Raw genomic sequence first — 25,472 nt, 5'->3', positions numbered from 1 at the left:
GTTACACCCCCGTATACTTAACCAAATCGACCTGTTATATAGTCCTCTGTTCTTTTGTCAGTTGGATTAGAAAATAACCTGTCTGTATCACTATATTCAACTACTTCACCATTTAGAAAGAATGCTGTTCGATCAGAAATACGCGCAGCCTGTTGCATATTATGCGTGACAATAACAATGCTGTATTCTTTCTTTAGCTCCTGTACTAGTTCCTCTACTTTTAACGTAGAGATGGGATCAAGTGCTGAAGTTGGCTCATCCATTAGAATTACGTCTGGCTCAATTGCTAGGCATCTAGCAATACACAAACGCTGTTGCTGTCCACCGGATAACCCAAATGCATTTTCAGTTAGACGGTCTTTAACCTCATCCCAAAGCGCAGCACCTTTTAAGCTTTTTTCTACAATTTCATCTAGAACTTTTTTCTTTTTAACCCCATGAATTTTCGGCCCGTAAGCTACGTTTTCATAAATTGATTTTGGAAATGGATTAGGCTTTTGAAACACCATTCCAACATTCGTTCTGAGTTCTTCTACCTTATATTTTGGATCGAAAATATTTTGATCCTTATAGACTATACTTCCAGCCATATTAACTGACGGAACTAATTCCACCATTCGATTCAACGCTTTTATAAATGTCGATTTACCACAGCCCGATGGGCCAATAATTGCTGTCACCTGATTGGCTGGTATGTCAAACTGAAGCTCCTTTAGTGCTTGTTTTTCACCGTACCACAGATTAAAATTTTGAACAGAATAAATAATTTTACTTTCTGGATCTAAATCTGAATTCATCATTCCAATAATAGGCACACGCTTGTCATCTTTTACATTATTCATGACTAGTCCTCCTTATTTAATACCGTTTAGAAAACTTATTTCGAATAAATACTGCTATTGAATTCATAATGATTAACATAATTAATAATACGATAATTCCCGCAGCAGCTACATAATGAAATTCTTCTTGTGGTCGGCTGGTCCAGTTAAATATCTGTATCGGCATTACTGTAAATCCAGACCATACGCTTTCCGGCAGATATGCGATAAACGTTATTGCACCAATCATTAACAACGGCGCTGTTTCACCTATAGCACGTGATAAAGCCAATATACCTCCCGTTAAAATACCAGGAATGGCTGCTGGAAGAACAACTCGACGAATAGTTTGCCATTTGGTGGCCCCCATCGCGTATGATGCTTCATATTGTTCATTTGGAATGGAGCGAATTGCTTCTTGCGCTGCGACTACAATAATTGGCAGGATTAACAGACTCATTGTTAAGCCCCCTGCCATAACACTCCGCCCCATCTCAAGCAACCTTACAAAGATGGTTAAACCGAGAAGTCCAAATACAATAGAAGGAACACCTGCTAAATTTGAAATATTTATCTGTATAAAGCGAGTCCATTTATTTTTTTTAGCATATTCTTCTAAATAAATGGCGGTCCCGACACCTAAAATAAGCGATACTGGCGCTGTGACTGCCATTAGCCAAAGAGAACCTACAATTGCCGCCTTAATTCCTGATTCTTCAGGAAATCTTGAAGCAAAGCTGGTTAAGAATCCCCAATCCAGATAACCTATCCCCTGAGTAAATATGCGGAATAAAAGTGTTGCTAACACTACGATCCCAAAAAGTGTTGCAAGGAAAAACAGCCATCTGAAAATCTGATTTTTTGTTAACCGTTTCCCTGTCGAATTTCTAACAGATTCTTTATCTATTAAGCTCATATTAATATTCCTCCCTAAAACGACGAGAAATGTATTGTGCTAATAAATTCATTACCAGTGTGAAAACAAATAATGTCATCCCAACTGCATAAATACTATAATAAATAGTTGATCCATACGTTGCATCTCCAAGACTAATCTGAACAATATATGCAGTCATCGTTTGAATGGATTCCGTAACATCCAAAGTAAACATTGGCGTAGAACCAGCCGCTACTGCGACGATCATTGTTTCTCCAATTGCACGAGATATTCCAAGTACAAAGGAAGCTATAATGCCTGAAAGGGCTGCTGGTAGCACTACTTTTAACGCTACTTCAAGCCTGGTTGCGCCCATTGCAAGGGCACCTTCACGCATCGAATTTGGAACTGAACTCATGGCATCCTCTGATAAGGAAGCAATCATTGGAATGATCATAATACCGACAACAATACCAGGACTTAACGCGTTGAAGATAGGAAGTTCTGGTATAAAACTTTTCAATAGTGGTGTAACAAATGTTAATGCAAAGAAACCATAAACAATCGTAGGAATACCTGCTAGAACTTCTAAAATTGGTTTAATTACTTTCCTGGTTTTAAAAGAAGCGTACTCGCTCAGATAGATAGCTGATGCTAGTCCGATTGGAATTGCCACTACCATTGCAATTAACGTTATTAATAAGGTCCCTGAAACCAATGAAAGCACACCATAGGTTGAGTTTTCCCCAGCAAAAGGATACCATTCTATACTTGTAATAAACTCCATAAAAGAAACGCGGTTAAAGAAGGTAATTGTTTCTATTAACAACGTAAAAATAATACCGACTGTAGTTAAAACGGAAAGAACAGCACATATCAAAAAGATAAGCGGTGCTGCCCTCTCTGTAAATTGAAGTAGAGAACGATTTGATTTATTTTCCTTTATCATATCTCGAACAGACTTTGACATAACAAACTTTCCTCCCCGATAAAAAAACGCAGGAATGTGAGGAAGTACTCGATTACGAGCTGCCCCACATCCCAAGCTAACTATTCATTTTTAGTATGCTTATTTACCAGCTATTTCAGCCAATTTTTTAAGTTGTTTTTCGTAAACACTATCTGGTAAAGCTACATAGCCAACTGCTTCTGCCATTTCACCGGCATTTTCCAGAGTATACTTTGTGAAGTCATAGACTGTATCATCCTTAAGTGCCTCATTCTTCACATAAATATACATCGGCCTTGAAAGTGGCTCGTATTCACCTGATTGAATAGTTTTTTTGCTTGGTGTTACAGCTTCACCTTCTTGATTAACAATTGGAACAATTTTTAACTCATCTTTATTTTCAAGGTAATATGCAAAACCAAAGTAGCCGATCGCATGCTTTGTTCCAGTAACACCTTGTACAAGTACGTTGTCATCTTCAGATAGAGCAGCATTTTTACGAATTTGCTCGCCGTTTAGAACTACTTCATGGAAATAATCAAAAGTACCAGATGCAGCACCAGGGCTAAAGAACTTGATTTCTTCTTCTGGCCATCCTTCGCGAACATCTGCCCATGTTTTAACATCACTGCTCTCCGACCACATTCTATTCAATTCTTCTATAGTTAGTTGATCTACCCAGTCATTTTTATCATTTACAACAATTGATAAACCATCAAGTGCTAGCTTGAATTCTGTATATTCGATTCCTGCTTCTTCAAGCGCTTGCTTCTCTTCTTCTTTTATTGGCCTAGATGCATTAGTAATATCTGTTTCTCCGGCAATGAACTTTTCAAATCCTCCACCAGTACCAGATACACCAACTGTAGCTTTTACTTCTGGATTAGCAATAGAATATTCTTCAGCGACTGCTTCCATAATCGGGAATACTGTAGATGAACCATCCACCATTACTTTTTTCGAATCATCGCCACCGCTTGCGTTAGCATTTCCGCTTCCACTTCCATCTCCATTTCCACATGCAGCAGCAAAAATAACTAGTAAAGACAAAAGCATCGTTAATACTATTTTTCTTGATTTCATCTTAAAGCCCCCTATATGATTGTTATTGCTCTACAATTCATATTGTACAAGGGCATTGTTAAGCTACTATTAATACAACGTAAAGGTTATGTAAATATGAAATAAAAAAGTCCTAGATTGTTAGATAACTAACAATCTAGGACTTTTCATTATTATTCGGTTTCAATTACCTCATTAGTTACTTCCTTGTTTTCCTCACTCCGTTTTTCTTTCAGGTTAAAATACGTATCTAAAATTCGTTCTCCGATGTAATCATTGAGATGATATTCACCACCCGTGTCTGGGACAACAATGGCGAACGCCACTTCTGGATTATCATAAGGCGCATAACCGACAAGTGATAAGTTTGACGTTTCATGGATCTTCTTTATCTCTCCATTGTCGTATCTTTCTATATAAACGGCTTCAGCGGTACCTGTTTTACCAGCAGAAGTATACTCTTTATCAGCAAAGTAACTGTAAGCTGTTCCTCCAGGTTCCTGAAAGACTTGTCTAAAACCTTCTTGGACACGTTCGATTAGATTTTGATCCATTGTAATTCGATTGAGTGCATCTGTGTTCTTACTCTTATAAACAGGACCTAACTCATCCTGGTAAGGTGTAGGTCTGCGAATCGAATCAAGAAATCTTGGGCGAACACGATAACCGTCATTTGCTATCGTCGACACATATTGTGCTAACTGCATGGTTGTATAGGTATCGTACTGGCCAATTGCAAAGTCCAATAATTTACCTCCACTGTTCACACCCTCAAATCCTACTGATTCAAATGGGAAATCAACTCCCGTTGGAACACCTAGTCCAAATTGGCTGAAATAATTCCTAAATTCTTGGAAAGAATCATCTACTGAATCAATTTGTAACTTTTCATTACGTTGATAATCAAAATCCCCTGCTAAGCGCATTGCAATATAAAACATATAAACGTTTGATGATTTTTGTAATGCAGTATAATCATTAACCCATCCTAGGCTCTCATTCTGATAAGAACTTTTTTCAGGTGTACCTTTTATTTTGATTGGAGCATCAAAGAAACGTTGACCAGGCTCAATAACACCTGATTCATAACCTGATAATACGGTAGCACCTTTTACAGTAGAACCAGCTCTGTAAGCAGCATGTAACGTATTATAGGCTCTGTTACTGAATTCATTTTTTTTCTTATCATAATGTTGACCAGATACTGCTAATAGTTCACCGGTTTGTGGATCCATAACTACTGCATAAGCATCCTCCATAAAACGATTTCCGTATGGATCTTCGGCAAGTGCTTTTTTTATTTCATCTTGCAGTATTTGATCAACCTTTTTTTGTAGCTCCATATCAATAGTCAACACAAGATCTTTCCCACGTTCCCCTTCGACAACAACCTCTGAATCAACGATCACTCCATCTTTATTCGTTGTGTACTGAATTTGCTCTTTCCTACCTCTAAGAACACTTTCATATTCCTGTTCTAGCCCACTTATTCCTACACGGTCATTTCTACTATAGCCTCGTGACGTGTAGTAATCTTTTCGTTCTTTAGGGATACCTTGCTCTCGAGTAGTTATCGAACCAAAGATGCTTCTTAACGTCCCATCATATGGATGTGTTCGTTCCCAATCTGTTGTAGCATTAATCCCTGGAAGTTCATCTAAATGTTCGGCAACTCTTGCATATTCTTTTGGTGTGACATCTTCATTTTTAACAATATGAGGTGTAAGTGAATAAGCTTTATCTAGTTCCGTCTTAATATTTATTATCTCTTTTTCCTCTTTAGTAAAACCACTTACTTCCTTCTCAGTTATACGATCGAGCATCGTTTGATATTCTTCACCGTTATCCAATTCTTCAATTTCCTTGACAGTTAAGCGACTTTTAACTTCATCTTCATGGCTTAAGTACCAATACTCTTTTTTATTTCGTAAAGTAAGTTCATCTTCCTCTGGAACCATATCAATGTATGGAGCAAGCTTTTTTGCAACTTCCAATCGGTCTTCCGCAGTTGTCCCTTTAGCCGGTGTATATGTAATCGCATATAGCGGTTTATTACCTACAACCACATTATGATTTCGATCTAATATTCTTCCCCTTGGTACTGGAATTTTTGTTGTATCTTTAATTGTTCGATCAATTTCTTCTTGGTATTGTTCTCCATAAACAATTTGCACATAACCTAGTCGTACAATTAAACCAGAAAACAATAAAAATACAACAAAAAATAATATATTTAAACGAAAGGGAAGTTGAGCTCTCCTCTTTTTCTTTTTAACCATATGTCTCTCCCTTTTTTTACAAAAACATGTTAAATTCATTACATTTATTATACCATTTAACATGCAACTTTCTAGCCCTAATTATCGATTTTTTTCATCGGGGAGAACTTCTTTTTTCATAACATCCTCATTATCATGCGTCACTAAGTATATATCTTTTATAAAAAAGTAAATAAACAAGTGACCTGCACCGAATGTAACTAATAATATTGGAATAATCCTTTCCGGTGGTAAAAGTGTAACCGCTAAAAGAAAAAATCCAATGGATACTACCCTTCCTGCATTTACATATAACTCACGTACAACAATATATTCTATACGTAAATCCCTTGCTCTCCAGGCCTTCCCAATTACATCATAAGTTAATGATGCGTAAGGAACGTTTATAATTGGATATGCAATACCTATTATTACCGCATATACAATTAAAACCGGATAGCTTACGTTAAAGATGATGATATATACGGACAGATAGAGGATTAATGCTCCGAATAAAATTGACTTCTTTCGTAAAGCAGGTTTAATAAATTTTGTGGCCAGTAAATAAAATACAAAGGAAAGTCCTGATAGAAATAAGTTAAACATTCCAAGTGCAAATTCACTACCTGTTGCAATAAACACCCAGATTGCGATAACAAATAAAAATATACCTTCCCTTAATCCCTGAAAAACATGTGCGTATAAAATCTTTTTCCAATTCTTATTATGTTTACGTTCATGTAAAATTCGCTTGAAATGATAGGCTCCATCGGCTTTTCTTTTACTTAAGAAAAAACTACAAATCACGGCACCAATAAACATAAGGAAAGAAACAGTGAAAATAGTTTTATAACCAAAATTCTGTTCCATGTTTGCAATAATAATACCTGCAACTAATGGACCTATCATTCCACCTAAAGATTGCAGAACACCAAGAAAGCCATTAAATACATCACGTGTATCAGGTTCTGTAATTTCGAATGTCAATACATTAAATGCAAGCCAATAGAATCCAAAGCCTATACCTAATAGGCCACCTAGATAAAAATGAAAGGATGCAGCTGAATCACCAATAAACAATACACTCAAAAAAAATAGAGATAAGAAAATTACCCCTAATCGCAGTACGATGATTCGATCAACCTTTTTTGCCATTTTTCCTGCAATTACAAATGTAATTGGCTGTAAAACAAATATCCCTAAGTTGTATAGGGCAATGGTGACATAATCACCAGATTGTTTCCATAAATAGATGTTTACAAATGTATTGGATAAAAATAATCCCAAGGAGTAAAGACCGCCTATTACTAACAAAAAGGTTAAATCGGTATTTTCTTTTATTTTATTTATTATTTTTTCTTTGTATGTTTGCATCATGAATTGCTCCTCCTGCGTTCCTTTATAGTTTGAACAATTCATGTGGAGATATGCAAACAGTTTACGGTTTAAAACCTAAAAAACGCAGGGTATATACCCTGCGTTTCATCTATAAGCTCTTATTATTTTGCTTCGTTATAGTTTTTTGCAACTTCATCCCAGTTAACTACATTCCAGAATGCTGAAGCATATTCTGGGCGCTTGTTTTGATATTTAAGGTAATAAGCATGCTCCCAAACATCTAGTCCTAAAACTGGAGTCTTACCATCAGCTAAAGGGTTGTCCTGATTTGGAGTACTTGTAACTTCAAGTTCGCCATTATTAACTACTAGCCATGCCCAACCAGATCCAAAACGAGTCTTGGCTGCTTCTTCAAATTCTTCTTTAAATTTATCAAAGCTACCAAATTTATTGTTAATTTTATCAGCTAATTCGCCAGAAGGTTCACCGCCACCGTTTGGTGAAAGAACTTTCCAGAATAAGCTATGATTCGCATGACCGCCACCATTGTTACGGACAGCAGTACGAATGTTTTCTGGTACAGAATCAAGACTTGCAACTAAATCTTCAATAGATTTGGCTTGAAGATCATCGTGTCCTTCTAAAGCACCATTTAATTTTGTAACATAAGTATTGTGATGCTTCGTATGGTGGATGTTCATTGTTTCCTTATCAATTGTTGGTTCTAAAGCATCGTATGCATACGGTAATTCTGGTAATTCAAATTTTGCCATTGTTAAACGTCCTCCTTCAAAAATTATGGTAATAAAAGGATTGAAAATTCAACCTTTTAAAGCAAGATTATCAGAGCTTTGAATGACATGCAACTTATATGCATATTTTTACAATTACTATCAAAGCATCCTTAATTACTATTTCACATATAGCAAAGTTTCAAACATCGTATGGAATTAGAAAAGAAAAAATCAGATTATCGAGGTAACCTCAACAATCTGATTCTAATAAATGGCTCAGGACGGAATCGAACCGCCGACACAAGGATTTTCAGTCCTTTGCTCTACCGACTGAGCTACTGAGCCTTTTTAAATATGTATGGAGGAGGAAGAGGGATTCGAACCCCCGCGGGCTTTGACACCCCTGTCGGTTTTCAAGACCGATCCCTTCAGCCAGACTTGGGTATTCCTCCGTACTATATTAATGGTGGACCCTGCAGGACTCGAACCTGCGACCGATCGGTTATGAGCCGATAGCTCTAACCAGCTGAGCTAAGGGTCCTAATTATTTATGGGGCGACCGGTGGGGATCGAACCCACGCGTGCCGGAACCACAATCCGGTGCGTTAACCACTTCGCCACGATCGCCATAAAAGATAATATAGGTTTATTTAAAATATGGTAGCGGCGGAGGGGATCGAACCCCCGACCTCACGGGTATGAACCGTACGCTCTCGCCAGCTGAGCTACACCGCCATATGGCTCCACAGGTAGGATTCGAACCTACGACCGATCGGTTAACAGCCGATAGCTCTACCACTGAGCTACTGTGGAATAATCTTATAAGTAAATCATAGTGGTACAATCAAGCTTGGGTCTGCTCGTCACATAGAACATTCCTCGCCTGAAAACATTGCTCGTCACATAATCAATCTTGGGCTTGTCTTTATGTAAAGAATTAACAAGCGACGAAATATAATTTATCACGTTCAACAAAATCTGTCAATATATTTCATATATTTTTTTAAAAATGTATTACAATTACCCTTTCAAACAACAACATTATTAACTATAGCACTTTCACTCTTATATTTCAATTTAAAATTTAATTTTATTTTAAAAAAAGAGAGATCAGCTCTATTAGCTAATCTCTCTTACCCTTTATTCGCCTAAAACTTCTTCGGCAATATTGACAGAATGATCACCTATACGCTCTAAATTACTAATAATGTCTACAAATACAATACCTGCAGATCCATTGCATAGACCTTCATTCATACGGATTATATGTTTCTTGCGATAGTTTCGCTCCATCTTGTCTATTTGATCTTCTTTTTGAACCACTGCTAAAGCTTCTTCCCTGTCCATCTTATCCAGTGAGCCAACTGCTTGCTTGACTGTTAGAATTGTTAAATCAAACATATTATTTAGATCTTCTTGTGCTTCTTCTGTTAAATATACTTTATTTGAAATTTTATAGTCAATAAGCTCTATAATATTTTCAAAATGGTCACCAATACGCTCTATGTCACGCACTGAATCCATTAATGCTGTATGTTTCGCACTTTCAAATTCTGATAGTGAACCAGCAGATATTTCTACCAAATAATCCGTGATTTTGCGGTCGAGATTATTTAATGCTCCTTCAATCTGCATTGCGGTTTCAGAATGCTTTTGGTTTTGGGTAAGTAGATATTGATTCGTTTCTTCAAGTCCTTGTGAAGCATACTCACCCATTCTAATTACTTCCGCTTTTGCTTGATCTAGTGCAAGTGTTGATGATTGTTGAATAAAGATAGGGTCTAAGTGTTTTGGCTTGTACTCAATGGTAACATCTTCACCAGGAATAATCTTCGTTACAAGCCATGCTAATGCTCCGATAAATGGAAATTGGATAATCGTATTAGCTATGTTGAAACTACCATGCGCAAAGGCTATTGTCATCTCTGCATTCAAATTGAATTGGCCTTGTAAAAACATAACATATTGCGTAAACCATCCCAGTAGAATAAGAAAAATGGTTGTCCCAATTAAGTTGAAAAATACATGTACATATGCAGCTCTTCTTGCAGCAACACTTGCCCCAAGGGAAGCTAAAACCGCTGTGATAGTTGTCCCGATATTATCCCCGAATAGAACTGGTACTGCTGCTTTTAACTCAATGGCACCTTCAGAAAATAATCCTTGTAAAATTCCGATTGTTGCACTTGAGCTTTGTACAATTACGGTAAATAACGTACCAATTACTACACCTAAAATTGGGTTTGTACTCATACTTGTTGTTAAGTCTTGAAAGGCTTCTAAAGAACGAAGCGGCGACATCCCACTACTCATTAAATCGAGTCCAAAAAATAGTGCTCCAAAACCAAATATAGTTTGTCCGATACTTGTAACTTTTTGATTATTAAAGAAAAATATCATGAAACAACCGACTGCTATAATTGGTAGTGCATACTCACCTAAGTCAACACCGATAATAAATGCTGTGACAGTAGTACCGATATTTGCACCCATTATGACCCCAATAGCTTGTCTTAATGTCATAAACCCAGCGTTAACAAGTCCAACTGTTAAAACCGTTGTCCCAGAACTACTTTGAATAAGGATGGTAACAATTATACCAGCCAATACACCCAGAAACGGATTACTTGTAAATTTGTCTAATATATCTCTTAATCGATCACCAGCTGTTTTTTGTAATCCTTCTCCCATAAATTTAATACCTAGAAGAAAAATTCCTAATCCACCAACAAACTCAAATATCAGCTTTTGAATATCTATTTCCAATGGTTTTCCATCCCCTCATATATTGTTGATTTTTGTCGTTTCCCTTATCCATTATTAAATGAATTGCTTTGTTTTGTAAAGTAACTGCTGAAAAATTAACATTAAATTTACAATCTTTATGTACGTGTTATCTTCCCATAGTTGGGGCCTTTTTACTCAAACTGTCTAATTAGACTTTTTTTCACAAAAAAACTCCCGTATGTATACAGGAGTTTTCATTCTGAAATTTTTTCAACAAGTATTTTTGTTCCATCAACCTGAACTACTTCAATACGGGTGTCTTTTACAATCCACTGTCCATTTGAAACAGCGCTATAATCTTTATTATTTATACGAATAGTTCCGACTGGACGCAAGTTATTTAAAGCGATTCCTTCTTGATGTAATAACTCTCCGTACTCCGTAGCAAGTGAATTGTATCCAGCTTCTTTTGTCAATCGGTCTTTTAATGTAATTTTTGTCCACAAATCCCGATGTTTAAATACTTTCAGAAATAACAGAGATGAAAAGCCACCGACTAAGACGCCAATTACCGCATAAAGCCCCGCTTGAAGCGATGGAGCACTTATTGCTACTGATGCAAGCATACAGCCTAACCCGAGTGTTGCAAGGGTACCATCGTTTATCAACTTCCCATCAAGAATAATGAGTAATAATCCGACAAAATAAATAATAAGCATAATAATAACAGACCCTGTTTCTAAATATACCGAAAAGTAAACGGTTATAAATCCGATTCCTAACAATCCAAATATGCCTCGCATGTTAACCCAAACTTCACCTAGTAAGAACAGAGTCCCAAGACCGGTAATTAATAACCCAATCCACTGAGATGAAAAAATGTCCATTTACATCCCCTCCTATACTTATTATACGGGATACGCGGATCATTTGTTTCATAAAAAGGAGTAGGAAATATGAATTTTTTAAAAAAGTCCTTAATCTTTGTGACAATTTTATTACTTTTTGCTAGTATTTATCATGATATCACATCAGGTTCCATTTCAACGGATAAAGAAAATAAAGAAATGGATAAACCAGAAGATAATATTGTTCATGTTCAAGTATTACCTGGACAAACTGTATTGTCCATTGTAGAGAAATACAGCAATACTAACTCATTAAATGTTGATCAAATTATTAAAGACTTTAAAAAAATTAATCCTAATGTAGAGCCTTACCAGCTCGTTTCATATGAGTACTATTATTTTCCTGTTTATTAGCACAAAAAAATAGGAGGATGACATAAGTCAACCTCCTATTTTCTATAAATACGGAATTACGAAAAGAGAAATAATAATGGAAGCTGCACCAGCTATGATAGCTGTATTACCAAGGGTGTCTGCGTCTCTACTCTTCGCAATAAAACCTACAATAATTCCTGCCCCACCAAGAATAATTGGCATGAAAAAGAAAGATGCAATCGATAGTACCAGTGCGATCCAACCCACTGCACTATTTACTTGTGATCCACTTTCTGAATCAGCTTTTCGTTCTGTACGATTGTCAAAATCATCTGCAGTCATTTCCTGCGCCATTTCTTCATCTCGTTTGTTATCTGTTTCTGGTGGAACGGGTGTACTACCATATAAATTGGTAGTATTTACTTCATGATCCTCTGCTTTATTATCAGCCGCTTGATTTCTGCGACCATTTTGATCGAATTGATCCATAAACTTATTCCTCGCCTTCTTTAAATGAGGTGTAACTTAGTTTATGGAGTTAAGCGTTTAATAATGGTGTAAGTTATTGGTAATAACTATTCTGAAGTGGTCGCTTCATTGCTTACAATTACGAAATTCTCCTGACTATTTTTTATTTACCAGTTTCTGCAAAGTGTTTAATTCTTTCGCCAATTTCATCACGTACACGTTGAAATACCTGCCATTTTTCTTCGTCTGTGCCCTCTGCTTTTGCGGGATCATCAAATCCCCAATGGTCTCTCTTTACATGAGGTGGCGTCATAGGACATTTGTCTGCTGCATCTCCACAAAGCGTAACAGCCATAGTGGCATTATTTAAAACTCCTGAATCAATAATATCTGATTTTTGATTCGAGATATCAATATCAACTTCTTTCATTGCCTCGATTGCATTTGGGTTTAAACCATGTGCTTCAATACCTGCACTTTTCACTTCCCATGCGTCTCCTAGATATTTTTTCGCCCAGCCTTCTGCCATTTGACTTCTACAAGAGTTCCCAGTACATAAAAAATAAATTGTTTTTTTAGACATGTTGTTCATTCTCCTTTTTATTTCGGGGTTTTTTCACTAATACTTCCTTAGATTGTCCGCTAGCTAGAAAGAAGCAGGCCGTTTATTTATAAAATAAAGGTTAACCAAATATATAACCCTGTTAGCGTAATGAACAACGTTGGCACCGTAAGGATAATACCTACTTTAAAGTAATACCCCCACGAAATTTTAAATCCTTTTGTTGCAAGAACATGAAGCCATAGTAATGTCGCTAAAGAGCCGATCGGTGTGATTTTTGGACCTAAATCAGATCCGATGACGTTGGCATAGATTAGAGCCTCTCTCATAATTCCCGAGGTATCCGTCTCAGCAATCGCTAGCGCATCAATCATGACAGTAGGCATATTATTCATAATCGAAGACAAAATAGCTGCAATGAATCCCATTGAGATCGTGGCAATAAACAATCCTTGTTCCGCCGTATACTGAATAACATTAGCTAGCACATCCGTCAAGCCGACATTACGTAAACCATATACAACCACATACATTCCTACAGAGAAAAAGACGATCGCCCATGGAGCTCCTTTTACAACTGTTGCAGTTTTAACAGCAGAGCTCCTTCTTGCCATTAGAAGAAAAAAGATTGCTACAATACCAGCAATGATCGATACTGGGATACCTAAAGGTTGACTTGCAAAATAACCAATAAGTAATACTGCAAGTACGCCCCAAGACAAGCGGAACATTTTATGATCTTTAATTGCTTGCTTCGGTTCTTTTAATTGATTTACATCGTAGTTTTCCGGGATACTTTTTCTAAAGAACAGATAAAGTACGAGGATACTCGCACCAATTGAGAAAAGGTTCGGAACAACCATACGTGTAGCATATTCAATAAATCCAATTCCAAAGAAATCGGCCGAAACGATATTTACTAAGTTACTTACAACAAGTGGTAACGAAGCGGTGTCTGCGATAAAACCACTCGCCATAATGAACGGCAAAATCATCTTTTCTTTAAAGTTTAAATTTCTCACCATCGCAAGTACAATCGGTGTGAGAATCAGCGCTGCTCCATCATTGGCAAAAAGAGCCGCAACAACAGCACCTAGAAGAATTACATAAACGAACATTTTCTTCCCATTACCTTTGGCTATTCTGGCCATATGGAGAGCAGCCCATTCAAAAAAGCCAATCTCATCAAGAATAAGGGAAATAATAATAATCGCTACAAAAGCTAACGTGGCGTTCCAAACAATATCGGTTACGGCTAATACATCTTGAAAATCGACCACACCAAAAAGCAATGCCAGGATTGCTCCCCCACATGCCGACCAGCCAATTCCTAAGTTTTTCGGCTGCCAAATCACTAACACAAGTGTAAGTATAAAAATAATCGTTGCTACAATTGCTATATCCAAATGAATCCACCTTCTAGTCGCATTGGATGCGTAAACCCGCTTCATCCAGTGCACGTAATTTTTCTTTCTGATCAGGTATTTGCTCTAAAATCTGTTGAATGATTGGATATGTCGCGTGCGAAGTATTTAAGGAGTAAAAAATCCACTGCCCTCTCCGTTTCTCCTTAACAAGACCAGCATCTCGCAGTTTTCTTAAATGTTGGCTAATAGATGGCTGACTCATTTGCAGAACTTCAACAAACTCGCACACACAACATTCACCATCTTTTACTAATCCCATAATCGTTAAGCGTGTTTTATCGCCTAATAGTTTTAACGTTTGGGCGGCATTATCTAATTCAATTGTCGTCTTTGCCATGAACATCACCCTCTCACAATTAGTATATTAGCATATGCTTATATTTGCAACAATAGATAACTTTTTATTCTTATCTTTTTATTTCCACGTCTTAGACCAAGCTGTTAGTAACTTTCCAATTTTACAGTTTGTTTGCTAAGTAAAATACTTCCCAATATCGGTTAACCTTTTGCAGGCATTTACATATAATAAACCAGCATTACTTTTAAAGGAGCTAAAACATGTCAAAAATTATGAAGGAAATTATAGCTAATAAATTAAAGCAAACTTCACCTGAGGAATTACTTCACTATAGTAAGCAATATGGATTTTCACTTACACATAAAGAAGCAAAACAAATTACCGATTATGTGAAGAGTCATCCATTTGATCCGTTTAAGGAATCAGAGCGTATAGTGTTTTTTAAAGAACTAACACGAATAACTGATTTAAGCACTACAAAAAAGGCTCAGAAGTTATTTGGGGAAATTGTGAGATCTTACGGTATTCAATCCCTTTTTTAAAAATATCCCTCCAAAACGTACACAAAAAGGAAAAGCGCAAATTGCACTTTCCCTTTTTGTGTTTATTGCATAACAATTTTATTCTTTAATTCCGGATCGAAATCCCCATTTTTAATCATGTTTATTTCAAATTTATATGGAGGCTTTTTATTCTTTTTATCTTCCCCAACATATGGCGTCTCCAATATTTTCGGCAACTCTTTTAGTTGTGGATGATGAATAACCTTATGAAGTGCATCAAATCCTATATGTCCAAAACCTATGTTTTGATGACGATCTTTGTGTGCTTCTCGTTCATTTTTACTGTCATTTACATGAATAACTTTCAAACGGTCTACGCCAATTATCTTGTCAAATTGATTAAGTACACCATCGAAATCGTTTACTACATCATAACCCGCGTCATGTATATGGCATGTATCTAAACAAACAGATAGTTTTTCATTCAAATGGACACCATCAAAAATTCTAGCAAGCTCATCAAAAGTACGGCCAATTTCTGTACCCTTACCAGCCATCGTTTCAAGAGCAATTTGGACAGTTTGATCTTTATCTAGTACCTCATTTAAGCCTTCAATTATCTTATTGATACCTTGATCAACGCCTGCTCCAACATGTGCTCCTGGGTGTAGCACAATTTGTTTTGCCCCTAATGCCGCTGTACGATTAATTTCATTTCGCAAGAAGTCCACACCAAGTTTAAATGTTGCGGGTTTTGTGGTGTTGCCAATATTAATAATATATGGAGCATGTACAACAACTTCTTCTATACCGTTTTCTTTCATATGTGCTGTACCCGCTTCTATATTCAAATCCTCAATTGGTTTTCTTCTCGTATTTTGCGGTGCACCCGTGTATATCATAAATACATTAGAACCATACGAAACTGCTTCCTCACTCGAACCTAAAAGCATTTTCTTTCCACTCATTGAAACATGCGAACCTATTTTGACCATGTAAAGCACCCCGTTTTTTCACTATTACTTTTTGTTTTTTGTATTTTTGGTAAGTCTTTTTTTTATTGTTTCCTGCTGTTGTTTCATTCTCTTTTTATATCCCGGCTTAACCTTTTTGGTTTTTTTCACACGTTTCCATGCTTCTTTATCCAAATTAACGTCTGTTTTTGCACGTAAATTACGTTCATTCCAGGATTTCATCTCTATCCATTCACCTTTTCTTATATCAAAAAAAGTAAATGATAATCCTTTTTGTTCTAGTTTACTGATAATTTTAATATCACTCTCATTGTACAGGCTGATAGCAGTGCCTTCCATTCCTGCTCGGGCAGTTCTACCTACCCGGTGAACGTAAAAGTCTTCTTCTTTAGGTAACTGTGCATTTATCACATGACTTACACCTTTAATATCAATTCCTCTTGATGCTAAATCAGTTGCTACAATGTATTGAAAGCGCAAATTTTGTATATCCTTTAATGCTCGTTTTCGTTCACGCGGAGATAAACCACCATGTATCAACCCTACATCTAATCCTTTTTCTAACAAGGACTCCGCTAATTCATTAGCTTTTTCTTTACCATTTGTAAAAATAATAGCTAAATAAGGATTTATTACTTTTGAGATATCGACTATGATGTCAGCTTCCTTACGATGTTTCGTATCAATTAAATGATGCTCCATTGTTTCAGGTGATAATTGATCATCTATTTTTACGTGAATAGGATTCTCTAAATATTTTTTAAAAAAGTGTTCTAAGCGCTGTGGAATTGTTGCAGAAAAAACAAGGAGCTGTACATTTTTATTTGATCTAACAAGCAATTGATCCACATCATTAATAAAACCAAGGTCTAACATCAAGTCAGCTTCATCAATGACAAATGAAGTCGCAGAATAAATAGAAATGGCTTCTTCTTTAACTAGGTCTAATATTCTTCCTGGTGTACCTACTACAATATGAGGAGGCTGCTTTAATTTTTCCATCATTTTTTGTTTATCAGTACCACCAACCAGTAATTTTGAAATCCACTGTTGCTCTTTCCCTGCAAATTTTACGATTTTTTTTACTTCATCATGGATTTGCGTTGCTAATTCGCGAGTTGGTGCAGTAATAACGAATTGTACTGACCTTTTTTCCACATCAATCTGGTTTAATAGAGGCAATAGATATGCATGCGTTTTTCCTGACCCTGTATGGGATTGTCCAATCACACTTTTCCCCTTTAGAATAGCTGGTATTACCTCTGTCTGAATATCAGTAGGTTTTTCAAAATGTAGCTTATCGATAACATTTATCATAATGGGGTGGAGCTTAAATTCTCCAAAATTCTTTTTTTCCATATTAAAATACTCCTTTAGGTGCATCAATAGCACACTTTTTCAAGCCTTAACAAGTTTCCCTATTGTTCATTATAGAACACATTTCTTATACATGCATTAAGGAAATCAAATTAAACTTCTTCATCGCGGTTTGACCTTATACAAATTGAAATGGTTCGGTATTTGAGTCAGAGATAATCACTTCTAGCTGTTCGTCTGTATATACGCTTTTAAGATAACGTTTTGTGGCTTGTTTCATAACCTTTTCAACATGATGCCCTGGATCAATGATGGAAAGGCCCATTTGCCATGCATCTTGAGCAGTGTGGAAGGACATATCACCTGTTAAATAGACATCTGCCCCTTTTTCTTTTGCTACACGAATATAGCCTTCTCCACTACCACCAAGAACAGCTATCTTTTTAACCGGTTGACCTAGATCTCCCGTAACACGAACGGTAGGTACCTCTAAGGCTTGTTTTACATGATTACTTAGCTCTTGTAAAGTCATTTCACTAGCAAGACAGCCAATCCTGCCTATACCAAATTTCGCTCCCTCATTTGATAACGTAATAATATCATAGGCTACTTCCTCATATGGATGGGCTTCCTTCATGCGATCTAAAGCAAGTGAGAGATTTCCCTCTGAAACAATTGTTTCTACCTTAGCCTCGCTAACGTGTTCCATAATTCCTTCTTCACCAATAAAAGGATTCGTTCCTGCTAACGGAGTAAATGTACCAATACCTTCTGTTTGAAAAGTGCAATGGCTGTAATTCCCAGCATGACCGGCTCCACTATCCCCCAATGCATTTCGAACGTTAGTAACATGTGTGATAGGAACATATACAACTAGTTTATACAAAGTTTCTTCCTTTGATTCGATTAATAAATCTGTGCTTTTTATGCCAATTGCGTCACAAAGCATATCATTAACGCCGCCATCTGCAGCATCTAAATTTGTATGGGCTGCATACACAGTTATATTATGATTGAGTAACTTTTGAATTACTCTACCTTGAACTTCATCTGTATTAATTTGTTTAACAGGTTTAAATAGTAAAGGATGATGTGCAATAATCAAGTCTACTTCTTTCTCAATTGCTTCATCCACTACAGTTTCTAAAACATCTAATGTGACCATTACTTTTTTTACTTCTCTAGTAGAAGACCCTACTTGTAAACCTATATTGTCCCAATCATAGGCTAAATCAAGAGGAGCCCATTTTTCTATCGTTCGAAATACATCAAGATTCTTAATCTTGCTTTTCATCCCGCAATACCTCCTCTATCCAAGTTACTTCATTGTCAAATCGCCGTAGTTTTTCAATTTGCGGTACACTAGCTTGATCCAATTGTTTCCTAATATAGTGAAGTTTTTCTTTTTCACTTCTCCACTTATTATAAAAGGGTTTTGATTTATTTACTAATAAAATTGGCCCAAACATGAAATCCTTTTCTGTTAAATTCTGAATGGTATTCATTTTATCAGCAACTATAATTTCGTAAAAATGTTCATTTTCCTCTACTATTTCTTCTTGTATTATTTCATACCCATGATGATAGAGCCATTTTCGAACAGCCTTAGCATCAACATTGGGCTGCGCAATAATCCGTTCCACTTTTTCCAATTTGTCCATTCCATTTTCTAATATTGACTTTATGAGCGATCCACCCATACCCGCAATGACAACTTGGTTTACTTCACCTTTATGTAATACCGCTAATCCGTCACCAAGTCGTACATCGACAACAGCCTCTAAATGATTTGCTTTAACCGTTGCCTTGGCACTATGAAAAGGTCCTTCCACAACTTCTCCTGCTATTGCCTTTGCAGCATCATCATGAAGACACACATAGCATGGTAGATAGGCATGATCAGAACCAATATCAGCAAAATGAGGCTTTTTTGGTAAATAGGAAGCAATTCTCTTTAAACGATTAGAAATGGTTATATTTTGATTCATTATTTCTCCCTCTCCATTAATCGAAAAGAAAGCCTTCTGGACAAATCAGAAAGCTTTCTCGTGTTTTAATTCTATTTTAGTGTGTGTTCAAACCTCTTTTATCTATTTCTTTTCTGCTAGCCATTTAGCTAGAGCCTCTGCTTGAGGTTCCTGTACTAACCCTGCTGGCATAGTACCTTTACCATTTATAATAATATCTTTAATCTCTTCTTTACTATATCTGCTACCTACTTGCGTTAAATCAGGCCCAACTCCACCAGTCAAATCAGCACCATGACAGGAGACACAGGTGTTTTGGAAAATTGCCTCTGGATCATCAGTTGTTGCCCCTTCTCCTTGCTCCTGCTTTTCTCCGCCACCTTCTTCCGCCTTTTCAATTGCTTCTTGTTGACCCAAGCCGACAACCGATAAAACGATTACCATTAAAATCCCTATTATTGCAATAATTGCGAAGGGGATAACTGGGTTTCTCTTCATTGTGTTTCCTCCTTATGTACGTCTCTTTACGTAATTAAACAAAATAGCTACATTTAGTTTACTGTAAAATCAATATTGTTTAAAGGGCGAAAATGTGACTAATTAAAGAACAAATAACAACCCTATTACTAGTATACCAAAAATACTAGCAAATTTAATATATGTATTGCTTATCGTTGTAAAAAAAATTAGTACTATAAAAGATAAACAGCAGAATCTTTGCAGTTACTATAACCAAGATGAACAGTCATTGATCACGTACTGCGTCAATGACTGATAATATAGTTATTCAAGAAAATCCTTTAAACGTTTGCTTCTGCTTGGATGACGAAGTTTGCGGAGCGCTTTAGCTTCAATTTGGCGTATACGTTCTCTCGTTACACCGAATACCTTCCCAACTTCTTCCAAGGTTCTTGTCCGGCCATCATCAAGACCAAAACGTAGTCGTAAAACATTTTCTTCTCTGTCAGTTAAGGTATCAAGAACATCTTCAAGCTGTTCTTTCAAGAGTTCATAAGCAGCATGATCAGATGGTGATACAGCTTCTTGGTCTTCAATAAAGTCACCTAAATGGGAGTCATCTTCTTCACCAATTGGTGTTTCAAGTGAGACAGGCTCCTGGGCTATTTTTAAAATATCCCGTACCTTATCAGGTGTTAATTCCATTTCCTGCCCGATTTCCTCTGGTGTAGGTTCGCGTCCCAAATCTTGGAGTAATTGTCGCTGAACTCTAATCAACTTATTAATTGTTTCAACCATGTGGACAGGGATTCTTATTGTTCTTGCCTGATCGGCAATTGCACGTGTAATGGCTTGACGAATCCACCATGTTGCATACGTACTAAATTTAAATCCTTTCCGATAATCAAACTTCTCGACTGCTTTAATTAGACCCATATTCCCTTCTTGAATAAGATCCAAGAACAACATACCTCGTCCAACGTAACGTTTCGCAATACTTACTACTAAACGTAAGTTTGCTTCCGCAAGACGTCTTTTAGCCTCTTCATCACCTTTTTCAATACGTGTAGCAAGGTCAATCTCGTCTGCTGCAGATAATAAATCAACGCGTCCTATTTCTTTCAAATACATCCGAACGGGGTCATTTATTTTAATTCCTAGTGGGACACTTAAATCATTTAGATCAAATGTTTCTTCTTTTGAAATTTGTTGCATATTCGGATCATCCTCAGATTCACCGATTACCTCTACACCTTGTTCGCCTAGGTACTCATAAAATTCATCCATTTGATCCGATTCTATCTCAAAATGAGACAGACGATCAGCGACTTCTTCATATGCCAAGGTGCCGCGTTTTTTACCCATTTCGAGTAATTGATCTTTTGTTTGTTCCAGTGTTAATTCATTTTCATTTTCCTTTGTTTGTGAAGGCATATTTTCGGCCATGAGTCCCCCTCCTTCCATACTCCATTTATATCAATGTGAATTATTTAGCTGCTTTTGGATTTCAATGATTTGCATTCCAATTTGTAAAGCCCTTTGTGGATCTTGCTGTTGTTCAGCTAGTCTTTGCTCTTGCTTTAGTGCCTTCAAGCTAGCCACATCGCTGTTTTCTGAGCGTATAATTCTGATATAGTCATTAATTTGTTTATCACTAATGTTATCATCAGTATAAAGCATTGCAATTTCTATAACTAAGTTTTTTATATCCTGGTCTGTTATCTTTTCAATAAAATAACTAACATCAGCAGGATGGTCTTCTTCATAATATGCATAAAGATGAGTCACAATTATTTTGTGTACATCCATATTGAAAGCCGCACCAATTTCCTCCTGCACTTTATCAGTTATAGCTGCATCTTTCAACATATATGCAATAAGCTGCTTTTCAGCATTTTGAAATGCTGGTAGTAATTTTTTTGTTTGATAATTATTGTTAGCCCTATTAGTATATCTGTTCTCTTGTCTCTTATCCTTATTCTGTTCCACTTCTTTACGATGGGTATGCATCTCTTGTTTTAATGTTTCTATCGTTATATTGTGCTCATTACTTATCTCTTTTAAATAATATTCCCGTTCAATGGAACTATCAATCATTGCTAGTTCTTTAAGAATGGCAGCAATATACTTAAAACGATCATCCTCTAAATTCAAGTTATAGCTTCTTTTAATATATCGCATATAAAAAGATATATACGTTTCACTTGCTTTTATTACATCATTCTGAAATGCTATATCACCATGTGCATTGATGTAATCATCTGGATCCATACCATCGCTCAGCCTTGCAATCTTTACATGACAGCCCGTTTCTTTAAGAATAGATGAAGCTTTATATGTTGCTTCTATCCCAGCATCATCACCGTCATAACAAATAATTACTGTATCAACATAACGTTTCAATAGCTTAGCTTGATTTGTTGTTAATGATGTACCTAGTGTCGCTATAGCGTTTTTTACACCTGCCTGATAGGCGGATATAACATCCATATATCCTTCAAACAATACTGCCTCGCTTGATTTTCGTATATGTTTTTTGGCCAGATCAAAGTTATACAAAAGCTTTCCTTTTTGAAAAAGTTCACTTTCTGAGCTATTTAAATACTTCGGTTCACCGTTTGAGATTGTTCTACCACCAAAAGCAATTGTTTTACCAAGGTGATTCCGTATAGGAAAAATAATCCTTCCGCGAAACCTATCTGTAACTTTATTGTCTTCTTGTAGTGATACTAAACCCGCTTTTACTAATAGTTGTTGATGAAACCCTTTTTTCTTTAAAAACTCAGCAGTAAAATCATTATCATTAGGTGCAAAGCCTAGCTGGAATATGTCAGCCGTTTCTTCACTTATGCCCCGCTGTTTAAAATAGTTGTAACCTTCTTTCCCATCTTTTGTGAATCGCAGTAGATGGTGATATAGTTTTGTTAACCATTCGTAAGCAGCTAGAACACTTTGGTTTTCCTCTGAAAGAGAACTTTCTTCATGTCTACTTGTTTTTGGTAAAGATATACCACTTCTTCCTGCTAAGTGCTCCATTGCTTCAAAAAACGAAAAATTTTCCATCTCCATTAAAAACGTCACTACATTTCCGCCTTTTCCACAGCCAAAGCAATGAAAAATTTGTTTTTCTTGCGTGACTGAAAAGGATGGCGTATTTTCGCCATGAAATGGACATAAGCCGAAATAATTTTTCCCTTGTTTTTTTAGCTGTACATACTCACCAATAACATCAACAATGTCATTTGCTTTCCGTACCTCTTCAATTGTTTCTTCTGGAATTTGATTTGGCATTTATATCACCATGTTCTATTATTCTAGATATAATAATCAAAACCCTGCAAAATTCGACAATATTTTTTTAAAGTCGAAAAAAAATTTCCTTCTATCTTGTTGTTAAACTTAGAAGGAGCTTTCGATATAGTAATTATGGTCGGTAAATATGATTATATATACCTATTCATTTTGTCGATCCGCATTTCTTCGTTTTTTACTATTATTCCTTATGGAGTTATTCATAAACCCCCTTTTATAAGAAAAAAATAAATGCTATGCCTTATTAATTCTACATAAACGAAAGAAATTCCTTCCTGAATGCAAATATTTTTTAAAACAAGCAACGAAATGCATATAATGGTTCAATGAGAAATATCATTTAAACACAAAGATTAATTATAAATGATATTTTACTAAAATGCTAGTATTATATGTTTAAAATGCTAAGAAATTAGAACAGATAAGCATTCTACCGGTAAAAAGTAGAATGCTTATCTATCTTCCATATCTATTTTTTTATCATTTGTATGATACTATTAGCGGTTTCTTCCACAGCTTTATTTGACACATCCACCGTTTTGCACCCAATTTTATTAACAATCTTATCGAAAAATGCAAGTTCTTGATGAATCCTATTCATATTAGCATAAGTTGCCTGGTCACCTAATCCTAGTGCCTTCAAGCGTTCTTTTCTGATTTCATTTAATTTATCTGCTGTTATTTTTAACCCAATACATTTTTCAGAATCTACCTCAAACAATTCATCAGGCGGATCTACCTCTGGAACCAATGGCACATTCGCAACTTTTAACCGCTTATGCGCTAAAAATTGTGATAAAGGTGTCTTAGAGGTTCTTGATACGCCAATTAGAATAATGTCTGCACGAGAAATCCCTCTTGGATCCCGTCCATCATCGTATTTTACAGCAAATTCAATTGCTTCTACTCGCTTAAAATAATCTTCATCCAGTTGGTGAACCAAACCAGCTTCAAGACGTGGAGGTGTCGCAAAAACGCGTTCCATTGATTTCATCATTGGACCCATGATATCAATCGCTTCTACTTTAACTTTTTCTGCTTCATCATTTAAATAATCCCGTAATACTGGATCAACGAGTGTAAATCCGATAATTGCTTCTTTTTCCTTAGCGAGTTGTACTATTTCATTGATAATTGCTTTATCTTCAACATATGGTATCCGTTGTAATTTATATTCCCCACCGTTAAATTGACTTAATCCAGCCTTAATTACTAATTCAGCAGTTTCCCCAACAGAGTCTGATAAAACATAAACTAGTGGTTTCTTTCCCATAAATATACCCCTCCCTTATAGTGCATGTTCAAAAAGTTGGCAAATTAGAAACAAGAAGTTCAAGGCGCGAAGGTTTTAAGGACCGGACTTGCACAGGATGTGCTGACTTCTACGTTGTCCACAGGACGTGGACGGTTTTAGTAGAAGTTCCTCTATGCTTTTAATACGTGAGGACCGGAAAAAACTGCGCAACGAAGAAATTCGCCGTTTATCATTTGATAACTTTTTGAACAACCTCTTATAGTGCATGTTCCAAAAAGTCTTATAAATGATCATCCATAATTAGTTCAACAAAAGCCTTTGTAATCGTGGTTTTTGTTATTCTGCCAACAATTTCATTCCCCGCGTTTGTTTCTTTTACCACAGGAACACCATCAATTTGCTTATTGATTAATTTATTTGCAGCGTCTATTAATAAGTCATCTTTCATGCAAAATGTAATGTTAGGCATTCGTGTCATAATTATATGTACAGGTATATTCGTTAAATCCTGATTACCTATACTCGCACGTAATAAATCTTTACGTGATAAGACACCAGTTAAACACGTATTTTTATCGACTACAAATAATGTGCCTACATCTTCCAAAAACATTGTTGAAATTGCATCATATACTGACGCACTTTCATTTACTACAATTGGAATCGATTGAAATTCACTCACTTTAAACTTTTTAACTTTTTCCGTTAATAATTCGGATCCTGTTTTACCAGTAAAAAAATAACCTACACGCGGACGAGCATCAAGAAAACCCGCCATGGTTAAAATGGCTAAATCGGGTCTTAGGGTTGCTCTTGTTAAACCTAGGTTCTGCGCTATATGTTCACCAGTTATTGGACCATTTTCTTTTACAATCTCAATTATTTTTTCTTGTCTATTAGATAAATCCACTTTCCCACCACCTACCCATCCTATTATGTCA

The 25,472-nt window shown here is 36.2% G+C and carries 24 protein-coding genes and 6 tRNA genes; 2 read left to right on the top strand and 28 right to left on the bottom strand.

Annotated elements, in window-relative coordinates; translation table 11 throughout:
- Positions 1-17 precede the first annotated feature (17 nt).
- From pstB to CFK40_RS09400, 15 genes are all read right to left on the bottom strand, one after another.
- A complete protein-coding gene (gene pstB, locus CFK40_RS09470) occupies positions 18-800 on the bottom strand; it encodes a phosphate ABC transporter ATP-binding protein PstB (protein ID WP_227001926.1) in 783 nt (260 codons plus the stop codon).
- Positions 801-858: 58 nt separating this feature from the next.
- A complete protein-coding gene (pstA, locus tag CFK40_RS09465; protein WP_089532074.1) occupies positions 859-1,737 on the bottom strand; it encodes a phosphate ABC transporter permease PstA in 879 nt (292 codons plus the stop codon).
- Position 1,738: 1 nt separating this feature from the next.
- Complete coding sequence (gene pstC / locus CFK40_RS09460; protein ID WP_089532073.1) at positions 1,739-2,668, bottom strand: phosphate ABC transporter permease subunit PstC; 930 nt, start codon at positions 2,666-2,668, stop codon at positions 1,739-1,741.
- 99 nt (positions 2,669-2,767) lie between these two features.
- A complete protein-coding gene (locus CFK40_RS09455; protein WP_089532072.1) occupies positions 2,768-3,730 on the bottom strand; it encodes a PstS family phosphate ABC transporter substrate-binding protein in 963 nt (320 codons plus the stop codon).
- Between the two features lie 152 nt (positions 3,731-3,882).
- Positions 3,883-5,988, bottom strand: a complete 2,106-nt coding sequence (locus tag CFK40_RS09450; protein ID WP_089532071.1) for a peptidoglycan D,D-transpeptidase FtsI family protein — start codon at positions 5,986-5,988, stop codon at positions 3,883-3,885.
- An 81-nt stretch (positions 5,989-6,069) separates the two neighbouring features.
- A complete protein-coding gene (locus CFK40_RS09445) occupies positions 6,070-7,341 on the bottom strand; it encodes an MFS transporter (RefSeq protein ID WP_089534345.1) in 1,272 nt (423 codons plus the stop codon).
- A gap of 125 nt (positions 7,342-7,466) precedes the next feature.
- The gene (locus CFK40_RS09440) at positions 7,467-8,078 is read right to left on the bottom strand and encodes a superoxide dismutase (protein ID WP_089532070.1); all 612 of its coding nucleotides are present in this window, start codon (positions 8,076-8,078) and stop codon (positions 7,467-7,469) included.
- A gap of 233 nt (positions 8,079-8,311) precedes the next feature.
- Positions 8,312-8,384 (bottom strand) — tRNA-Phe (locus CFK40_RS09435).
- Positions 8,385-8,398: 14 nt separating this feature from the next.
- A tRNA-Ser gene (locus CFK40_RS09430) sits at positions 8,399-8,491 on the bottom strand.
- Between the two features lie 12 nt (positions 8,492-8,503).
- Positions 8,504-8,580 (bottom strand) — tRNA-Ile (locus CFK40_RS09425).
- 10 nt (positions 8,581-8,590) lie between these two features.
- Positions 8,591-8,666 (bottom strand) — tRNA-His (locus tag CFK40_RS09420).
- Between the two features lie 31 nt (positions 8,667-8,697).
- Positions 8,698-8,774 (bottom strand) — tRNA-Met (locus CFK40_RS09415).
- A gap of 3 nt (positions 8,775-8,777) precedes the next feature.
- Positions 8,778-8,852: transfer RNA gene (locus CFK40_RS09410), tRNA-Asn, on the bottom strand.
- A 327-nt stretch (positions 8,853-9,179) separates the two neighbouring features.
- Positions 9,180-10,805, bottom strand: coding sequence for a Na/Pi cotransporter family protein (locus CFK40_RS09405; RefSeq protein WP_089532069.1), 1,626 nt, complete (start codon positions 10,803-10,805; stop codon positions 9,180-9,182).
- A 215-nt stretch (positions 10,806-11,020) separates the two neighbouring features.
- The gene (locus CFK40_RS09400; RefSeq protein ID WP_089532068.1) at positions 11,021-11,653 is read right to left on the bottom strand and encodes an NfeD family protein; all 633 of its coding nucleotides are present in this window, start codon (positions 11,651-11,653) and stop codon (positions 11,021-11,023) included.
- 69 nt (positions 11,654-11,722) lie between these two features.
- Between CFK40_RS09400 and CFK40_RS09395 the strand changes: the two genes are divergently transcribed.
- Positions 11,723-12,028 carry a hypothetical protein gene (locus tag CFK40_RS09395; RefSeq protein WP_089532067.1) on the top strand — a complete coding sequence of 102 codons (306 nt, stop codon included), beginning with the start codon at positions 11,723-11,725 and terminating at the stop codon, positions 12,026-12,028.
- 42 nt (positions 12,029-12,070) lie between these two features.
- Here the strand turns inward: CFK40_RS09395 and CFK40_RS09390 are convergent, their stop codons facing one another.
- The 4 genes from CFK40_RS09390 to CFK40_RS09375 all read right to left on the bottom strand — a co-directional run bounded on the left by CFK40_RS09390 (position 12,071) and on the right by CFK40_RS09375 (position 14,783).
- On the bottom strand, positions 12,071-12,478 hold the full coding sequence (locus tag CFK40_RS09390; RefSeq protein ID WP_089532066.1) for a DUF4190 domain-containing protein: 408 nt from the start codon (positions 12,476-12,478) through the stop codon (positions 12,071-12,073).
- 142 nt (positions 12,479-12,620) lie between these two features.
- Positions 12,621-13,040: an arsenate reductase (thioredoxin) gene (gene arsC, locus CFK40_RS09385; protein WP_089532065.1), complete on the bottom strand. Its 420-nt coding sequence runs from the start codon at positions 13,038-13,040 to the stop codon at positions 12,621-12,623.
- 86 nt (positions 13,041-13,126) lie between these two features.
- The gene (locus tag CFK40_RS09380; RefSeq protein ID WP_089532064.1) at positions 13,127-14,425 is read right to left on the bottom strand and encodes an arsenic transporter; all 1,299 of its coding nucleotides are present in this window, start codon (positions 14,423-14,425) and stop codon (positions 13,127-13,129) included.
- A gap of 13 nt (positions 14,426-14,438) precedes the next feature.
- The gene (locus CFK40_RS09375) at positions 14,439-14,783 is read right to left on the bottom strand and encodes an ArsR/SmtB family transcription factor (RefSeq protein WP_089532063.1); all 345 of its coding nucleotides are present in this window, start codon (positions 14,781-14,783) and stop codon (positions 14,439-14,441) included.
- A 221-nt stretch (positions 14,784-15,004) separates the two neighbouring features.
- On the opposite strand from CFK40_RS09375, the gene CFK40_RS09370 reads away from it, so the two are divergent.
- The gene (locus CFK40_RS09370) at positions 15,005-15,286 is read left to right on the top strand and encodes a DUF2624 family protein (protein ID WP_089532062.1); all 282 of its coding nucleotides are present in this window, start codon (positions 15,005-15,007) and stop codon (positions 15,284-15,286) included.
- 62 nt (positions 15,287-15,348) lie between these two features.
- On the opposite strand, the gene CFK40_RS09365 is transcribed toward CFK40_RS09370, so the two are convergent.
- From CFK40_RS09365 to CFK40_RS09325, 9 genes are all read right to left on the bottom strand, one after another.
- Positions 15,349-16,242, bottom strand: coding sequence for a deoxyribonuclease IV (locus CFK40_RS09365; protein WP_089532061.1), 894 nt, complete (start codon positions 16,240-16,242; stop codon positions 15,349-15,351).
- A gap of 24 nt (positions 16,243-16,266) precedes the next feature.
- Positions 16,267-17,580: a DEAD/DEAH box helicase gene (locus tag CFK40_RS09360; RefSeq protein WP_089532060.1), complete on the bottom strand. Its 1,314-nt coding sequence runs from the start codon at positions 17,578-17,580 to the stop codon at positions 16,267-16,269.
- 136 nt (positions 17,581-17,716) lie between these two features.
- Entirely contained in the window at positions 17,717-18,832 is a 1,116-nt protein-coding gene (locus CFK40_RS09355) for a Nif3-like dinuclear metal center hexameric protein (RefSeq protein WP_089532059.1), read from the bottom strand.
- Entirely contained in the window at positions 18,816-19,526 is a 711-nt protein-coding gene (locus CFK40_RS09350) for a tRNA (adenine(22)-N(1))-methyltransferase (protein WP_089532058.1), read from the bottom strand. The genes CFK40_RS09355 and CFK40_RS09350 overlap by 17 nt, the downstream gene beginning before the upstream one ends.
- Before the next feature lie 102 nt (positions 19,527-19,628).
- Positions 19,629-20,003 carry a cytochrome c550 gene (cccA, locus tag CFK40_RS09345; protein ID WP_089532057.1) on the bottom strand — a complete coding sequence of 125 codons (375 nt, stop codon included), beginning with the start codon at positions 20,001-20,003 and terminating at the stop codon, positions 19,629-19,631.
- Positions 20,004-20,288: 285 nt separating this feature from the next.
- Positions 20,289-21,410: an RNA polymerase sigma factor RpoD gene (rpoD, locus tag CFK40_RS09340; protein WP_089532056.1), complete on the bottom strand. Its 1,122-nt coding sequence runs from the start codon at positions 21,408-21,410 to the stop codon at positions 20,289-20,291.
- Positions 21,411-21,440: 30 nt separating this feature from the next.
- The gene (dnaG, locus tag CFK40_RS09335; protein ID WP_089532055.1) at positions 21,441-23,255 is read right to left on the bottom strand and encodes a DNA primase; all 1,815 of its coding nucleotides are present in this window, start codon (positions 23,253-23,255) and stop codon (positions 21,441-21,443) included.
- 490 nt (positions 23,256-23,745) lie between these two features.
- Complete coding sequence (locus CFK40_RS09330) at positions 23,746-24,549, bottom strand: pyruvate, water dikinase regulatory protein (protein ID WP_089532054.1); 804 nt, start codon at positions 24,547-24,549, stop codon at positions 23,746-23,748.
- Positions 24,550-24,811: 262 nt separating this feature from the next.
- Entirely contained in the window at positions 24,812-25,441 is a 630-nt protein-coding gene (locus tag CFK40_RS09325) for a transcriptional regulator CcpN (RefSeq protein WP_089532053.1), read from the bottom strand.
- Positions 25,442-25,472 lie beyond the last annotated feature (31 nt).

It is taken from the genome of Virgibacillus necropolis (assembly GCF_002224365.1).
Classification (GTDB): Bacteria; Bacillota; Bacilli; order Bacillales; family Amphibacillaceae; genus Virgibacillus_F; species Virgibacillus_F necropolis.
This window is presented reverse-complemented; position numbering and strand designations above follow the sequence as displayed.

What these genes read in the sequence shown, in the direction of transcription:
- pstB (WP_227001926.1), bottom strand. Translation starts at nt 800, where the DNA reads ATGATGAATTCAGATTTAGATCCAGAAAGTAAAATTATTTATTCTGTT.
- pstA (WP_089532074.1), bottom strand. Translation starts at nt 1,737, where the DNA reads ATGAGCTTAATAGATAAAGAATCTGTTAGAAATTCGACAGGGAAACGG.
- pstC (WP_089532073.1), bottom strand. Translation starts at nt 2,668, where the DNA reads ATGTCAAAGTCTGTTCGAGATATGATAAAGGAAAATAAATCAAATCGT.
- CFK40_RS09455 (WP_089532072.1), bottom strand. Translation starts at nt 3,730, where the DNA reads ATGAAATCAAGAAAAATAGTATTAACGATGCTTTTGTCTTTACTAGTT.
- CFK40_RS09450 (WP_089532071.1), bottom strand. Translation starts at nt 5,988, where the DNA reads ATGGTTAAAAAGAAAAAGAGGAGAGCTCAACTTCCCTTTCGTTTAAAT.
- CFK40_RS09445 (WP_089534345.1), bottom strand. Translation starts at nt 7,341, where the DNA reads ATGCAAACATACAAAGAAAAAATAATAAATAAAATAAAAGAAAATACC.
- CFK40_RS09440 (WP_089532070.1), bottom strand. Translation starts at nt 8,078, where the DNA reads ATGGCAAAATTTGAATTACCAGAATTACCGTATGCATACGATGCTTTA.
- CFK40_RS09400 (WP_089532068.1), bottom strand. Translation starts at nt 11,653, where the DNA reads ATGGACATTTTTTCATCTCAGTGGATTGGGTTATTAATTACCGGTCTT.
- CFK40_RS09395 (WP_089532067.1), top strand. Translation starts at nt 11,723, where the DNA reads ATGAATTTTTTAAAAAAGTCCTTAATCTTTGTGACAATTTTATTACTT.
- CFK40_RS09390 (WP_089532066.1), bottom strand. Translation starts at nt 12,478, where the DNA reads ATGGATCAATTCGATCAAAATGGTCGCAGAAATCAAGCGGCTGATAAT.
- arsC (WP_089532065.1), bottom strand. Translation starts at nt 13,040, where the DNA reads ATGTCTAAAAAAACAATTTATTTTTTATGTACTGGGAACTCTTGTAGA.
- CFK40_RS09375 (WP_089532063.1), bottom strand. Translation starts at nt 14,783, where the DNA reads ATGGCAAAGACGACAATTGAATTAGATAATGCCGCCCAAACGTTAAAA.
- CFK40_RS09370 (WP_089532062.1), top strand. Translation starts at nt 15,005, where the DNA reads ATGTCAAAAATTATGAAGGAAATTATAGCTAATAAATTAAAGCAAACT.
- CFK40_RS09365 (WP_089532061.1), bottom strand. Translation starts at nt 16,242, where the DNA reads ATGGTCAAAATAGGTTCGCATGTTTCAATGAGTGGAAAGAAAATGCTT.
- CFK40_RS09360 (WP_089532060.1), bottom strand. Translation starts at nt 17,580, where the DNA reads ATGGAAAAAAAGAATTTTGGAGAATTTAAGCTCCACCCCATTATGATA.
- CFK40_RS09355 (WP_089532059.1), bottom strand. Translation starts at nt 18,832, where the DNA reads ATGAAAAGCAAGATTAAGAATCTTGATGTATTTCGAACGATAGAAAAA.
- CFK40_RS09350 (WP_089532058.1), bottom strand. Translation starts at nt 19,526, where the DNA reads ATGAATCAAAATATAACCATTTCTAATCGTTTAAAGAGAATTGCTTCC.
- cccA (WP_089532057.1), bottom strand. Translation starts at nt 20,003, where the DNA reads ATGAAGAGAAACCCAGTTATCCCCTTCGCAATTATTGCAATAATAGGG.
- rpoD (WP_089532056.1), bottom strand. Translation starts at nt 21,410, where the DNA reads ATGGCCGAAAATATGCCTTCACAAACAAAGGAAAATGAAAATGAATTA.
- dnaG (WP_089532055.1), bottom strand. Translation starts at nt 23,255, where the DNA reads ATGCCAAATCAAATTCCAGAAGAAACAATTGAAGAGGTACGGAAAGCA.
- CFK40_RS09330 (WP_089532054.1), bottom strand. Translation starts at nt 24,549, where the DNA reads ATGGGAAAGAAACCACTAGTTTATGTTTTATCAGACTCTGTTGGGGAA.